The following is a 14273-nucleotide window of genomic DNA, read 5'->3' on the forward strand; positions in this document are numbered from 1 at the left end:
GGTGCCACTGCGCCGAACCGGTGGCCCCGGGCGAGGGTGTCCGGCCGCGCGCCCGCGTACGCTTCTGCGGGTGAACGCCACCGATCGCACCCCTGCCGACCTGCTGCGTTCCGCGCTCGCCGCGGATCCCGGCCGCCCCCTGGTGACCTTCTACGACGACGCCACGGGTGAACGTGTCGAATTGTCCGTGGCCACCTTCGCCAATTGGGTGGCCAAGACCGCGAACCTCCTCCAGGGCGACCTCGCCGCCGCGCCGGGTGACCGGGTGGCCCTGCTGCTGCCCGCGCACTGGCAGACGGCGGTGTGGCTGCTGGCGTGCGCGTCGGTGGGAGTGGTCGCGGACGTCGGCGGGGACCCGGGGGCGGCCGACGTCGTGGTGAGCGGGCCGGACTCCCTGGAGGCCGCCCGGGCGTGTTCCGGGGAGCGGGTCGCGTTGGCCCTGCGACCGCTGGGCGGGCGGTTCCCGCAGACACCGGACGGGTTCGTGGACTACGCCGTGGAGGTGCCGGGCCAGGGCGACCGGTTCGCGCCGTTCGCTCCGGTGGACCCCGATGAGCCCGCGTTGGCCGTGGGCGGACGGGAGTTCAGCGCGGCGGAGGTCGTGGAGCGGGCCCGGGCGGAGGCGGTGGGGCTGGGACTCACGGGTCCGGGGTCCCGGTTGCTGTCGGCTCTGCCGTACGACACGTGGGACGGGGTGAACGCGGGGTTGTACGGGCCGCTCGCGACCGGGGGGTCCGTGGTGCTGTGCCGGAACCTCGAGCAGTTGGGCGAGGAAGCCCTGGCCAAGCGGGTCGAGAGTGAAAGGGTCACTGTTTCGCGCTACTGAAAGGGCACGTCGCCGGTCCGGCGTGCGCGGGTTCGTCACTGCTTGACATGGCTTGTCGCGGCTTGCCGCGCGACGTCAGCACGACCCGTCGCTCGATCCGGCGGGTTCATCACCCTCGCCCGGGCGACGGCTCTGCGACACGAAGGGGCCCCCGCCCCGCGCCCCGAGTGGGTCCGGTCACCCGCATGGCGCAGCAGTGGCCGCCCTCAAGGGCCTCTTCACGCCATGGTCGTAGGAGCAGGCAGCACACACTCCCGTACGCCGTGAGGGGGACCCGCTCGTGACCGACAGCGCAGGAACCCTCGGGCCCGGCGCAGGATCGTCCGCCGGCGGGAAAGGGCTCGTACGGCGGCGTCGGCGCAGGTGGGTCCGGTACGGCGGGCTCGGAGCCGTGCTGCTCGTCGCGGGTACCGTCGGGACGGGGTGGGCGCTCTATGCCGCGCTCGACGGGAACATCACCCCGGACGACGACGCCGCCGCCGAGCTCGCCCGGTACGAGAACGAGCGGCCGACCTCGCTCGTGAAGGACGCGCAGAACATCCTGCTCATCGGCTCGGACTCGCGGTCCGGGGACGGGAACGCGCGCTACGGGCGGGACTCCGGGACCGAGCGGTCGGACACCACGATCCTGTTGCATCTGGCGGCCGGCCGGCACACCGCGACCGCCGTGTCGCTGCCGCGGGACCTGATGGTGGAGGTGCCGGCCTGCCGGGAGTCGGACGGGACCCGCAGCGAGCCCTTGTTCGCGATGTTCAACCACGCCTTCCAGAAAGGCGGTTCCGCCTGCACGATCCGGACCGTCGAGAAACTCACGAACATTCGCGTGGACCATCACATGGTCGTCGACTTCCACGGGTTCAAGGACATGGTGGACGCGGTCGACGGAGTGGCGGTCTGCCTCGCCGAGCCGATCGACGACAAGGCGGCCAGGCTGCGGCTTCCGGCGGGACGGGTGACGCTGGACGGTGAGGAGGCGCTCGGCTATGTGCGCGCCCGCAAGTCGCTGGGTGACGGCAGCGACACCGACCGGATGGACCGTCAGCAGCGTTTTCTCGGAGCGCTGGTCAACAAGGTGCAGAGCAATGACGTACTGCTGAATCCGGTGAAGCTCTATCCCGTGCTGGACGCGGCCACTTCCTCGCTCACCACCGATCCGGATCTGGCGAGTCTGCGCGGATTGTACGAACTCGTACGCGGGCTGCGGGACATCCCCACGGAGCGTGTTCAATTCCTTACCGTGCCGCGGGAGTCGTATGTCTACGACAGCAATCGCGATCAACTCGTGGAACCCGAGGCGCAGCGGCTTTTCGAACGGTTGCGCAAGGACGCACCGGTGACGGTGGCGAAGAAAGTCCCGAAAGTTTCAGAACATTCCCCTACCGAAGAACCCTATGAAGAATCTGAGGACGGCGTCGGCACGCCCGTCTTCCACGGCAACACGGCGGCCGAGGACACCTGCGGGTAAAGCATTTCCCAAAGCGGCGAAGCGGTGTCCGATCAAATGGGCGGATTGCCCGGTTGTAGGGGAGTGGAATGTGTCACCGTCGTAACCCGTCGGCGAATCGGAGGGTTAGTGTGAGCGCTCCGGTGCATCCGGCCGACGGAGGATTCAGCAACCGTGGACGCACAAGGCCGTGGGCGGGCGAGCGACATCGACCCCGCAGATCAGTGGGTGCTCAACCCGAACACCGGTGAATACGAACTGCGACTGACCCCTTCCGCACCGCAGTCGGGCGTTCCCGGTCCCCGGGGAGCCGCGCCCTCGCCGTATCGCGCGAGCGCGCCGGGCGGTCGTACGACCGCACCCGTGGCGCCCGGCCGGGAGGTCCCGCCGCCGCGCAGGCGCCGGGGCGCACCGCCCGAGGAGCCGCTGCCGGGGCGACGCGGGCGGCGGCCGGTCAAGAAGAAGTCGAAGGCGAAGAAGGCGCTGCTGTGGACGGGCGGCACGATGGCGTTCGTGCTGGTCGCGGCGGCCGGTGGCGGCTACCTCTACATCCGCCACCTCAACTCCAACATCACATCCGTCGCCGACGACGGCGCGAGCACCGGTGGCTTCCAGACGGACAAGGCGATCAACATCCTGCTGATCGGCACCGACAAGCGCACCGGCGCGGGCAACGGGAGCTACGGCGACAAGGACAGCGTCGGGCACGCGGACACCACGATCCTGCTGCACGTCTCCAAGGACCGTTCGAACGCGACCGCGCTCAGCATCCCGCGCGACCTGATCGTCGACGTCCCTGACTGCCCGACCACGCAGGCGGACGGCACCACCAAGGTCATCGCGGGCACGGACGGCGTCCGCTTCAACACGAGCCTGGGCCAGGACGAACGGACGCCCAGCTGCACGGTGCGGACCGTCACCGAGCTCACCGGCATCCAGGCCGACAACTTCATCGTGGCCGACTTCAACGCGGTCAAGACCCTGACCACGGCGGTCGGCGGTGTCGAGATCTGTCTGGCCAAGGACATCGACGACAAGGACTCCAAGCTCAAGCTGTCCAAGGGCAAGCACACCATCTCGGGTGAGGACGCCCTCGCCTTCGTGCGGACCCGGCACTCGGTCGGCTTCGGCGGTGACCTGAGCCGGATCACGCTCCAGCAGCAGTTCCTGAGCGCGCTGATGCGCAAGCTGAAGTCGAACGACACCCTCACCAACCCGGCGAAGATGCTGAAGCTGGCGGAGGCGGGCACCAAGGCGCTGACCGTCGACTCGCAGCTCGACAACATCGGCAAGCTGAAGAACCTCGGTCTGGAGCTGGGCAAGCTCAACGTGAAGAACCTGACGTTCACCACCGTGCCGGTCGTCGACAACCCGGCGGAGAAGGTGAAGGCGACGGTCGTCCTCAACAACGCGACGGCGCCCACGGTCTTCGACATGATCAAGGGCGACGTGTCGTTCACCGAGGTCAAGAAGAAGGCGAGCGCGTCGAAGAACGCAAAGGCGGCGGAGGAGGCGGCCCGGCTCAAGGGCAGCAAGTCCGCCGCGTCGGAGGTGCGGGTGCGCGTCCTCAACGGCGGTGCGGAAGCGGGCAGCGCGCAGGCCGAGCTGGTGTACCTCCAGAACGAGGAGGGCGTACTGAAGTCGGAGAACGCCGGCAACGCGGATGCGTCGCTGGCGAAGACCACCCTTGAGTACGCCCCCGACCAGGCCGACCAGGCACGTCGGCTGGCGGACATCATGGGCCTGTCCGGCTCGGCACTGAAGCCCGGCAAGAGCGTCACCAACTCCCAGGGCCTGCCCGCCATGACGCTGACCCTCGGCAAGGACTTCAAGGGCGCCGGGGTGTCCTTCACCACGGCGACGAAGGCACCGGAGGGGGTGCAGCAGTCCACGGCCGACAAGGTCGAATGCGCCAAGTGAGAGCCGTCCAGCGGTGACCTGAGGGGCCTGTCGTGCGTCTAACGGGGCGTACGGCAGGTCTTTTCGTTCGTTCGGCGTGAGGGTGGGGAGACAGGGGATGGCGCGCAGCGGTGTGCACGAGGACGGGACGCGGCCGGTTTCGCGGCACGTTCAGGTTCCACGGAAACCCGACGGGGGCGGCGGGGACGGCGGGTCCGAGAGCGGGGACGGTGGCAGAGGGCAGCGCGGGCACGGACGGCGGCGGGCCCTGCGCAAGCACCGGGTGCTCAGATGGTCCGCGACCACACTCGCCGTACTGATACTCGGGACGGCCGGCGCCGGATACCTCTACTACCAGCACCTCAACGGCAACATCCGCAAGGGCGAGCGCAGCAGCGGCGACGCCAAGGCGCACAGGTCCGAGGCCAACGCGGCCGGCCAGACGCCGTTGAACATCCTGCTGATCGGCTCGGACAGCCGTAACTCCGACGAGAACGTCGAGCTCGGCGGCAGCCGGGACAATCGCGGCGACCCACCGCGGGGTGATGTGCAGATGCTCATCCACCTGTCCGCGGACCGCAAGAGCGCCGCGATGGTGAGCATCCCGCGCGACACCCGGGTCAACATCCCCGCCTGCAAGGACCCGGACACCGGGAAGACGTTCCCGGAGACCACCGACATCATCAACGAGTCCCTGGCCCGCGGGGGCGCCGGCTGCACGCTCGCCACCTGGGAGAACCTCACCGGGGTCTACATCGACCACTGGATGACGATCGACTTCTCGGGCGTGGTGCGGATGTCGGACGCCATCCACGGTGTCTCCGTCTGCGTGAAGCAGAACGTCTGGGACCACCCGACGGCCGCGGTGCCCGGCGGTTCCGGCCTGAAGATGCGGGCGGGCACGCACAAGGTCGAGGGCAAGCAGGCCCTGCAGTGGCTGCGCACCCGGCACGCCTGGGGCAGCGACCTGATGCGGGCCAGGGCCCAGCACATGTACCTGAACTCGATGATGCGCACGCTGAAGGGGCAGAACGTCTTCACCGACACCCCGCGGCTGATGGACCTGGCCGAGGCGGCCACCAAGTCCCTTCAGGTGTCCGAGGAGATCGGCACCGTGAAGAAGCTGTACGACCTGGGCACACAGCTCAAGTCGGTGCCGACGAACCGGATCACCTCGGTGACGATGCCGAACGTCCCGGACCCCCGCAACGACGACCACGTCGTGCCGGACGGCACGAACGCCGACAAGCTCTGGGAGATGCTCCGCGACGACGTGGCCCTGGACAAGAACGGCAAGGCGTCCTCGGGCGGGTCCACGGCCGGGAAGAAGACCGCGCAGCCCACCAAGGCCCCCTCCGGGCCGGACGGCGAGATCGGCGTCCTCGTCCGGAACGCCACCGCGAGCTCCACGCTCGGCCCGGTGAGCGGACGTGCGGGCACGCTCGCCGCCGAGCTCGTGCGGAAGGGTTTCTCGCAGGCGGCCAAGGATGCGACGACGGGGCTCTCCGAGGACCGGACGCTCGTGCGCTACCCGAGTGCGGACCTGGAGGGCGACGCCCAGCGCGTCGCCAAGTCCCTCGGGATTCCGCTGAGTTCGGTGAAGAAGTCGACCGACGTCTCCGGGGTCACCCTCGTCGTGGGCGCCGACTGGCGTACCGGGACGGCGTATCCGAAGCAGAACGAGGCCAAGGCCGGTGATCTGCCGGGCAACTCGGACGCCATCAACGGCTCGGACACCACGAAGTGCATGGACGTGTACTCGGTCTACCGCTGGTGATCGAACAGGTCGGCCGGATGCCGAACGGAGCGGCCGGGGCGTACGTACCTACTCACAGAACCGGAACAGGAACATCTCACGTCGCTCAAGGCCCGACCGGGCGGATAGTGTGAGCGATCCATTGATCGCCACGTGGCCCTGACGGAGGATTCGGACCGTGGACACACAAGGCCGTGGGCGGGCGGACGACGTCGATCCCGCAGACCAGTGGGTACTCAATCCGAACACCGGTGAATACGAACTGCGGCTGACGCCTTCAGCGCCGCAGTCCGGCGTTCCCGGTCCCCGCAGGTCCGCGCCCGTCCCGAACAGGTCGGCCGGCCCGAGCGGCCGTACGACGACCCCTGTGGCCCCCGGTCCCGGTGTCCCGCCGCCGCGCAGGCGCCGGGGCGCACCCGAGGAGCCGCTGCCGGGGCGCCGGGGGCGGAGGCCGGCCAAGCAGCCGTCGAAGGCGAAGAAGACCCTGCTGTGGACCGGCGGGACGATGGCGTTCGTGCTGGTGGCCGGTGCCGCGACGGGCTACTTCTACCTCAAGCACCTTGAGGGCAACGTCGGCACGACCGACGTCGGCGACGCGGCCGCGAGCAGCTTCAGCAAGGACGAGGCCTTCAACATCCTCATCATCGGCACGGACAAGCGCACGGGCGCGGGCAACGAGGGCTACGGCGACGCGGGCAGCGTGGGCCACGCGGACACCAACATCCTGCTGCACGTCTCCAAGGACCGTACGAACGCGACCGCGCTGAGCATCCCGCGCGACCTCATCGTGGACGTCCCGGACTGCGAGACCATCCAGAAGGACGGCACCAAGGACGTCGTCGCCGGCACGGAGGACGTCCGCTTCAACACGAGCCTGGGCCAGGGCGGCCGGGACGCGGGCTGCACGATGCGCACGGTCCAGGCGGCCACCGGTATCAAGCCCGACCACTTCGTGATGGCCGACTTCAACGCGGTCAAGACCCTGACCACGGCCGTGGACGGGGTGGACGTCTGCGTGGAGAAGGCCGTCAACGACAAGCAGTCCAAGCTCGTGCTGCCCGCGGGCGAGTCGAAGGTGGAGGGTGAGCAGGCCCTCGCCTTCGTGCGCACCCGGCACGCCTTCGGCAACCACGGCGACCTGGACCGGATCAAGGTGCAGCAGCAGTTCCTGGGCTCGCTGATGCGCAAGATGACCTCCGGCGACACCCTCACCAGCCCCACCAAGCTGCTGAAGCTGGCGGAGGCCGCGACGAACGCGCTCACCGTGGACGAGGCGATCGGCAAGGTCGGCACGCTCAAGGACATCGCCCTGGAGCTGAAGAAGGTGCCGGCGAAGAACATCAGCTTCATGACGACCCCGGTCAAGGACAACCCCGCCGAGGCAACCCCGGTGACGGTGGTCGTCGACGAGGCGAGGGCCCCCCAGGTCTTCGACGCGATCACGAACGACGTCTCGTTCACGGCGGTCAAGGCGCAGGAGAAGAAGGAGAAGGCGGCGGTCGCCGCCCGGCTCAAGGGCAGCAAGTCCGCCGCCTCCGACGTGCGGGTGCGCATCTTCAACGGCGGTGCGGCGGGGGGCGCCGCGCAGGCCGAGCTGGTGTACCTCCAGAACGAGGAGGGCGTACTGAAGTCGGAGAACGCGGGCAACGCGGATGCGTCGCTGGCGAAGACCACCCTTGAGTACGCCCCCGACCAGGCCGACCAGGCACGTCGGCTGGCGGACATCATGGGCCTGTCCGGCTCGGCGCTGAAGCCCGGCAAGAGCGTCACCAACTCCCAGGGCCTGCCCACCATGACGCTGACCCTCGGCAAGGACTTCAAGGGCGCGGGCACCAAGCTCAGCTCCGCCGCGGCGGCCACGCCGGACGTGGAGAAGTCGACCGCCGACAAGGCCCAGTGCGCGAGCTGAGCCCTGCGGCGGACCGGGCACGGCGCGGAAGCGGGAGCGGGCCCCCCAGGTATCGCACAGGTTCGTAGGGCAACCTCACGGGCCCGTCGTATGTCTAAGACGTGCGGCGGGCCCGTGGCATGACCGCGGGTCCGGTGGGGTGGGTGGGAGGACGGGAAAGTTGACAACGCAATACAGGGTGAAGGAAGTTGAGCCGGCCACCGAGGGGGACGGCGGCCCCGGCAGCACGCGGGCACCGCGCAAGCACCGGATGCTCAGATGGTCCGCGGCCACGCTCGCGGTGCTGATACTCGGGGTGGCCGGCACCGGCTACCTCTACTACCGGCACCTGAACGCCAACATCGAACAGGACGAGCTGAACCTCGGGGACAACAAGGTCTCCGAGCCGACGCCCAACTCCGCGGGCCAGACCCCGCTGAACATCCTGGTCATCGGGTCCGACGCGCGGGACAGCAAGGAGAACCAGGCACTCGGCGGCGCCAAGGAGACGTTCGGCTCCACGCCGCTCGCGGATGTGCAGATGCTGCTGCACCTGTCCGCCGACCGCAGCAACCTCTCGGTCGTCAGCATGCCGCGCGACACCCTCCTCAAGATTCCCAAGTGCACGGATCCGGACGACGGCAAGGTGTACCAGGCGAGCGACGGCCGGGTGATGACCAACCAGAGCCTCGGCCACGGCGGCCCCGGCTGCACGGTGGCCACCTGGCAGGCGCTCACCGGCATCCACATCGACCACTTCATGATGGTCGACTTCTCGGGCGTGGTCTCCATGGCGGACGCCATCGGCGGGGTCCCGGTCTGCGTGGACGCGAACATCCTCTCCCGGGACAGCCAGGGCCACGGCTCCGGTCTGAAGCTGAAGAAGGGCACCACCCCCGTCAAGGGCGAGCAGGCCCTGCAGTGGCTGCGCACCCGCTACGGCTTCGAGGACGGCAGCGACCTGGCCCGTGCCAAGGCCCAGCACATGTACATGAACTCGATGGTCCGTCAGCTGCGCGAGAACGCCACCATGAGCAGCCCGAACAAGCTGCGCAGGCTCGCCGAGCAGGCCACGAGGGCGATCACCGTGGACTCGGGGCTCGGCACCGTCAAGAAGCTCTACGACCTCAGCAACGAGCTGCGGAAGGTGGAGCCGGCGCGCATCACCATGACGACCATGCCGAATCGTTACGTCGGTGCGCGCGTGGAGCCCACCGAGGACGCCGAGCAGCTCTTCCGGCTGGTGCGCGAGGACATCGCGCTGGACGGCAAGGACGCGAAGAAGGTGACCGCCGAGAAGTCCGAGGCGGCCTCGGCCGATCCGGCCGCGGCGAAGGACGAGATCGGGGTCCTGGTGCGGAACGGCACCCGCACCGACGCCCTGGCCGCGGCGAGCGGACGCGCGAGCACCGTGGCCGGGCTGCTCGTGGACAAGGGCTACGACAAGGCGGCCGCCGACCGGTCCAGCTCCCTGAGCGAGGCGAAGACGCTGGTGCGCTATCCGAGCGCCGAACTGGAGGGCGACGCCGAGGCGGTCGCCAAGTCTCTGGGAATCCCCATGAGTTCGGTGAAGAAGTCCACCGACGTCTCCGGGGTCACTCTCGTCGTGGGAGCGGACTGGCGGACCGGGACGACGTACAAGGCCGCCAAGGCGGCCAAGAAGGACGACACGACGCCGAAGACGGCCGAGGCCCTCAACGGCGCGGACGAGTCGGCCTGCATGCACGTGAACCCGGGCTTCACCTGGTCGTGAACGAAGGGCCCCTGCGCGCAGGGGCCCTTTCGTCACACCGTGGTGGTCCGCACCGCCGTCAGACCTTGTTCAGCACCGCCGGGCGCCGGGACGCGATGACCTTCCTCGCCAGGGACCTGGGGCTCGTCAGGAAGCCGTAACCCCAGCACATGTGCATGGTGGCGAGGGCGACGGGGATCTGGAGCCGGGCCTTCAGCGGCAGCCCCCTGCCCGCGGGCAGCGAGCCGAGGCCGATCGCCGCGAGGTAGCCGCCGGGGATCACGAAGCCGAGCGGGGTCAGCGCGGCGCCGACCACGATCCCGGCCGCGATCGCGCACACCGCGACCGGCGGGGCGAGATAGCGCAGGTTGATGGAGCCCTCGTGGTAGCGGGCGACGACGTGCCGCCAACGGCCGTAGTCCTTGTACTGCTTGGCGAGGGCCTTCACCGACGGCCGCGGACGGTACGACACCCGCAGCTCGGGCGAGAACCAGATGAGCCCGCCCGCCTCCCGGATCCGGAAGTTGAGCTCCCAGTCCTGGGCGCGGATGAACTCCTCGTTGTAGCCGCCCTGTTGCTCCAGCGCCTCGCGCCGGAAGACCCCGAGGTAGACGGTCTCCGCCTGCTGGGCCTCACCGCCGGTGTGGAAGGCCGCGTTGCCGACGCCGATCTTCGAGGTCATCGCGGCGGCGACCGCGTGCTCCCAGTCGTTCTCGCCCTCGGCGTGCATGATGCCGCCGACGTTCTGCGCGCCGGTCTCCTCCAGAAGCCGTACCGCGGTCGCGATGTAGTTCGGCGAGAGGATGCCGTGCCCGTCGACGCGGACGACGACCGGGTGGCGGGAGGCCTTGATCGCGGCGTTGAGCGCGGCGGGCGTACGGCCGGTGGGGTTCGGGACGGTGTGGACGCGGGGGTCCTCGCGCACGAGTTCCGCGGCGATCTCGTCCGTGCGGTCCGTGGACGGACCGAGGGCGATCACGACCTCCATCTCACCGTCGTACTGCTGGGCGAGGATCGCTTGGACGGCTCCGCGCAGATGCCGTTCCTCGTCGAGGACGGGCATGATCACAGAAACGGCGGGGAGCTGCACGTCGGGCTTGGCGTTCATAGAGGGCTCACGTTACCGCGAACGGGGGACACCGCCGCGCCCCGCCCGGGGCGGTGCCGGTCGTCGCAGATCGTATGGGCCTACGGTTCTCACGATCCCTCGTTCGGCCGTTATCGCGGAGGTGTCCCCCCATGCCCGCCACGCCGCCACGCCCCTCCGCCGCCCGCCCTCGCCCACCACAGCGCAGGCCCTCCCGGCCACCCGTACGACGTAAACGGCCCCGCTGGGCCATGCGGGCGGTGACCACGCTGTCCGTCGTCGTGCTCGCCTCCGCCGGGATCGGACACGCGGTGCTCACCAGCCTCGACGCGGACATCTCGCGCGTGGACCCCTTCAAGGACATGAAGAACCGGCCGCGCGCCGGGCACGGCATGAACGTCCTGCTGGTCGGCACCGACGGCCGCGACAAGATCACCGAGGCCGAGCGGCAGAAGTACCGGCTGGGCGGCGCGCCCTGCCACTGCACCGACACGATCATGATCGTGCACATCTCGGAGGACCGGGAGCGGGCGAGCGTGGTGAGCCTGCCGCGCGACTCGTACGCGATGACACCCGAGCACGTCGACCAGACCACGGGCGAGAGCCACCACGGCCACCCCATCAAACTCAACGCGGCGTACGCGGAGGGCGGACCCCAGCTGACCGTCCGCACCGTCGAGAACATGACCCATGTGAAGGTCGACCACTATCTGGAGGTCGACTTCACCAGCTTCATGAAGACGGTGGACGTGCTCGGCGGCGTCGAGATCTGCAACGCCGACCCGCTGAAGGACACCTACACCGGACTCGACCTGCCGGCCGGCCGGCACCAGCTGATGGGCGGCCAGGCCCTGCAGTACGTCCGCTCCCGGCACGCCGACGGGTCCTCCGACCTCGGCCGGATGAAGCGGCAGCAGAGATTCCTCGCGGCGCTGATCGACCGCGCGACCTCCTCCGGCATCCTCCTCAACCCGATGAGGTTCCGCGACGTGACCCGGGCCGTCCTCGGCTCCGTACGGGCCGACAAGGAGTTCGGCACCGGCGAGCTGCTCGACCTGGGCCGGGCCATGCGCAACTTCTCGCCCTCGTCGTCGGAGTTCACGACCGTGCCGATCGGGCAGATGGGGTACGCCGTGAAGGGCGTCGGCTCCACCCTGAAGTGGGACCCGGTGAAGTCCGGGCGGCTCTTCGAGTCCCTGCGCGAGGACAAGCCGCTCGCCGCGCACCAGCCGAAGAGCAAGGCGCTGCTCGTCCCCGTGGCGCCGCAGCAGATCCGCGTCCAGGTCGAGAACGGCACGGCGACGGGCGGCCTCGGCAGCCGGGTGGACGCGGCGCTGGCGTCGACGGGATTCCGTACCACGGGTACGCCGACGGCCTCGGCCGATCACTCGGCCAAGCGCACGGTCATCACCTACGACCCCCGCTGGGACCGCTCGGCCCGCTCGCTGGGAGCGGCGCTGCCCGGGAGCGAGCTGCGGGCGGTGAAGGGACAGGGACCCGTACTGAAGGTGATCGCGGGCACGGACTTCGAGAAGGTCCGCAAGGTACGGGCCGAGGACGAGAGCCAGGGCGAGTTCGGGGTGGTGACGGGGGACGAGGTGGGGTGCGCGTAGCTCCCCTCGGGGGCCCTTTCGCCGAGCTCAGTCGTCCAGTCCCTCCGCCGCCCGCTTCTCCCGCAGCTCCATGATCGCCCGACGGCGCGCGAGGCGGTGGGTGCGGCGGATCTGGGCCTCCTGGTAGCGGCGCTCGTCACGTTCCGTCTCCGGAAGCACCGGCGGGACCCGGCGGGGCGATCCGTCGGCGTCCACGGCCGCGAAGACGAGGTAGGCGGAGCCGACCTGGGTGGCGGGGGTGGACTCGTTCCAGCGCTCGGCCAGGACCCGCACACCGACCTCCATCGAGGTCCGGCCGGTCCAGTTGACCTGGGCCTTCACATGGACGAGGTCGCCCACCCGGACCGGCTCCAGGAACGCCATCTCGTCCATCGAGGCGGTGACCGCCGGCCCGCCGCTGTGCCGGCCGGCCACCGCGCCCGCCGCGTCGTCCACCAGCTTCATGATCACGCCGCCGTGCACGGTGCCCAGCAGGTTGGTGTCGGCCTGGGTCATGATGTGGCTGAGCGTGGTGCGGGACGCCGAGGTGGGCTTGCCCGGGATCTCCGGGGTCTCCGGTTCCGCGACGGTGGTGGCCTGGTCTGTCATGGCCTCCACCCTATGCCGTGATGACAATCCGGGAATTTGTGTCAGCTTGGCAACAGGGATGCCCTGATTTTCCGACGACCCTTGTATAGGGCACAGCAGGTACCTGCACACTGGCCCCATGAACGATTGGCCCGAGGGATGGTCCGGCGACAACCGCGCCGACCGGTACGGACGCGGCAGCGCGAACCCGCAGCCCGAGAGCGCCCGCGTCATGCGGCAGGTCCGCCGTGACCGGTCGGCGCCCGGACAGGGCGGCTACGGCCCCCAGGGCCCGTCCGCGCCGCCGTACGGCAACGGTGTGCCCCAGCAGCCGTCGTACATCGACGGCCAGGGCCACGGCGGCGACTACGACCGGTACGACAGCGGCTACAACACGGGCCATGTCTACGGCAACCCCGGCGGCGGTGGCCACGGCGGCCCCGTGGATCCGGGCGGCGCCCGGGGTCCGCGCCCGGCGCCGAACTGGCGCAAGCGCATCAAGTGGACCGCGATCGTCGTGATCACCGGACTGGTCGTGACCACCGTCGGCACCTACTTCTGGGCCGACTCCAAGCTCCACCGCGACGTCGACCTGTCCAAGGTCATCGACCGGCCGGAGCAGGGCGACGGCACGAACTACCTGATCGTCGGCTCCGACAGCCGCGCCGGACTGTCCTCCGAGCAGAAGAAGCAGCTGCACACCGGCTCCGCCGAGGGCAAGCGCACCGACTCGATGATGATCCTGCACACCGGCGGCAACGGCGACACGCTGATCTCGCTGCCGCGTGACTCGGACGTGGAGATCCCGAGCTTCGTGGGCTCCGAGTCCGGCAAGACCTACAAGGGCACCGGCCGGCACGTGAAGCTGAACGCCGCCTACGCCGAGGACGGGCCCGAACTGCTGGTCCGCACGGTCGAGTTCAACACCGGACTGCGCATCGACCACTACGTCGAGATCGGCTTCGCCGGCTTCGCGAGCATCGTGGACGCGGTCGGCGGGGTCGAGATCGACATCGACAAGGGGTTCAAGGACAAGTACTCCGGCGCCGACTTCAAGGCGGGCAAGCAGACGCTGAACGGCGACCAGGCGCTCGCCTTCGTCCGCACCCGGCACGCGTTCGCCGCGTCCGACCTGCAGCGCACCAAGAACCAGCAGAAGTTCCTCGCGGCCCTCGCCCACCAGGTGGCCACCCCCGGCACCGTCCTGAACCCCTTCAAGCTCTACCCGACGCTCGGCGCGGGCCTGGACTCGCTCATCGTCGACAAGGACATGGGCCTGTACGACCTGGGGTCCATGTTCTTCGCGATGAAGGGCGTCAACGGCGGCGACGGCACCTCGCTGAACATGCCGATCTCCGGGTCCACCGGCGGCAACCTCGTCTGGGACAAGGCGAAGGTGAAGCAGCTGGTGCAGGAGCTGAACAACGACGAGAAGGTCACGGTCACCGGCAACTGAGGGCC

10 protein-coding genes are annotated in these 14273 nt (G+C 69.5%); 8 read left to right on the forward strand and 2 right to left on the reverse strand.

The window, feature by feature from the left end:
* Positions 1-70: 70 nt before the first annotated feature.
* From OHT57_RS20680 to OHT57_RS20705, 6 genes are all read left to right on the forward strand, one after another.
* The gene (locus OHT57_RS20680; protein WP_328747941.1) at positions 71-826 is read left to right on the forward strand and encodes a TIGR03089 family protein; all 756 of its coding nucleotides are present in this window, start codon (positions 71-73) and stop codon (positions 824-826) included.
* Positions 827-1106: 280 nt separating this feature from the next.
* Complete coding sequence (locus OHT57_RS20685; RefSeq protein WP_328747942.1) at positions 1107-2291, forward strand: LCP family protein; 1185 nt, start codon at positions 1107-1109, stop codon at positions 2289-2291.
* 153 nt (positions 2292-2444) lie between these two features.
* A complete protein-coding gene (locus OHT57_RS20690) occupies positions 2445-4190 on the forward strand; it encodes an LCP family protein (protein ID WP_328747943.1) in 1746 nt (581 codons plus the stop codon).
* 97 nt (positions 4191-4287) lie between these two features.
* Positions 4288-5946, forward strand: coding sequence for an LCP family protein (locus OHT57_RS20695; RefSeq protein ID WP_328747944.1), 1659 nt, complete (start codon positions 4288-4290; stop codon positions 5944-5946).
* Between the two features lie 157 nt (positions 5947-6103).
* Positions 6104-7834, forward strand: coding sequence for an LCP family protein (locus OHT57_RS20700; protein WP_328747945.1), 1731 nt, complete (start codon positions 6104-6106; stop codon positions 7832-7834).
* A 178-nt stretch (positions 7835-8012) separates the two neighbouring features.
* On the forward strand, positions 8013-9566 hold the full coding sequence (locus OHT57_RS20705; protein WP_328747946.1) for an LCP family protein: 1554 nt from the start codon (positions 8013-8015) through the stop codon (positions 9564-9566).
* A 58-nt stretch (positions 9567-9624) separates the two neighbouring features.
* On the opposite strand, the gene OHT57_RS20710 is transcribed toward OHT57_RS20705, so the two are convergent.
* Entirely contained in the window at positions 9625-10653 is a 1029-nt protein-coding gene (locus tag OHT57_RS20710; protein ID WP_328747947.1) for a glycosyltransferase family 2 protein, read from the reverse strand.
* A gap of 131 nt (positions 10654-10784) precedes the next feature.
* On the opposite strand from OHT57_RS20710, the gene OHT57_RS20715 reads away from it, so the two are divergent.
* Positions 10785-12245: an LCP family protein gene (locus tag OHT57_RS20715; protein WP_328747948.1), complete on the forward strand. Its 1461-nt coding sequence runs from the start codon at positions 10785-10787 to the stop codon at positions 12243-12245.
* A gap of 27 nt (positions 12246-12272) precedes the next feature.
* On the opposite strand, the gene OHT57_RS20720 is transcribed toward OHT57_RS20715, so the two are convergent.
* Entirely contained in the window at positions 12273-12833 is a 561-nt protein-coding gene (locus OHT57_RS20720; protein ID WP_328747949.1) for an acyl-CoA thioesterase, read from the reverse strand.
* A 118-nt stretch (positions 12834-12951) separates the two neighbouring features.
* Between OHT57_RS20720 and OHT57_RS20725 the strand changes: the two genes are divergently transcribed.
* On the forward strand, positions 12952-14268 hold the full coding sequence (locus OHT57_RS20725; protein ID WP_328747950.1) for an LCP family protein: 1317 nt from the start codon (positions 12952-12954) through the stop codon (positions 14266-14268).
* The last annotated feature ends 5 nt before the right edge of the window (positions 14269-14273 follow it).

Source organism: Streptomyces sp. NBC_00285 (genome assembly GCF_036174265.1).
Lineage (GTDB): Bacteria > Actinomycetota > Actinomycetes > Streptomycetales > Streptomycetaceae > Streptomyces.

What these genes read in the sequence shown, in the direction of transcription:
- OHT57_RS20695 (WP_328747944.1), top strand. Translation starts at nt 4,288, where the DNA reads ATGGCGCGCAGCGGTGTGCACGAGGACGGGACGCGGCCGGTTTCGCGG.
- OHT57_RS20725 (WP_328747950.1), top strand. Translation starts at nt 12,952, where the DNA reads ATGAACGATTGGCCCGAGGGATGGTCCGGCGACAACCGCGCCGACCGG.
- OHT57_RS20720 (WP_328747949.1), bottom strand. Translation starts at nt 12,833, where the DNA reads ATGACAGACCAGGCCACCACCGTCGCGGAACCGGAGACCCCGGAGATC.
- OHT57_RS20710 (WP_328747947.1), bottom strand. Translation starts at nt 10,653, where the DNA reads ATGAACGCCAAGCCCGACGTGCAGCTCCCCGCCGTTTCTGTGATCATG.
- OHT57_RS20715 (WP_328747948.1), top strand. Translation starts at nt 10,785, where the DNA reads ATGCCCGCCACGCCGCCACGCCCCTCCGCCGCCCGCCCTCGCCCACCA.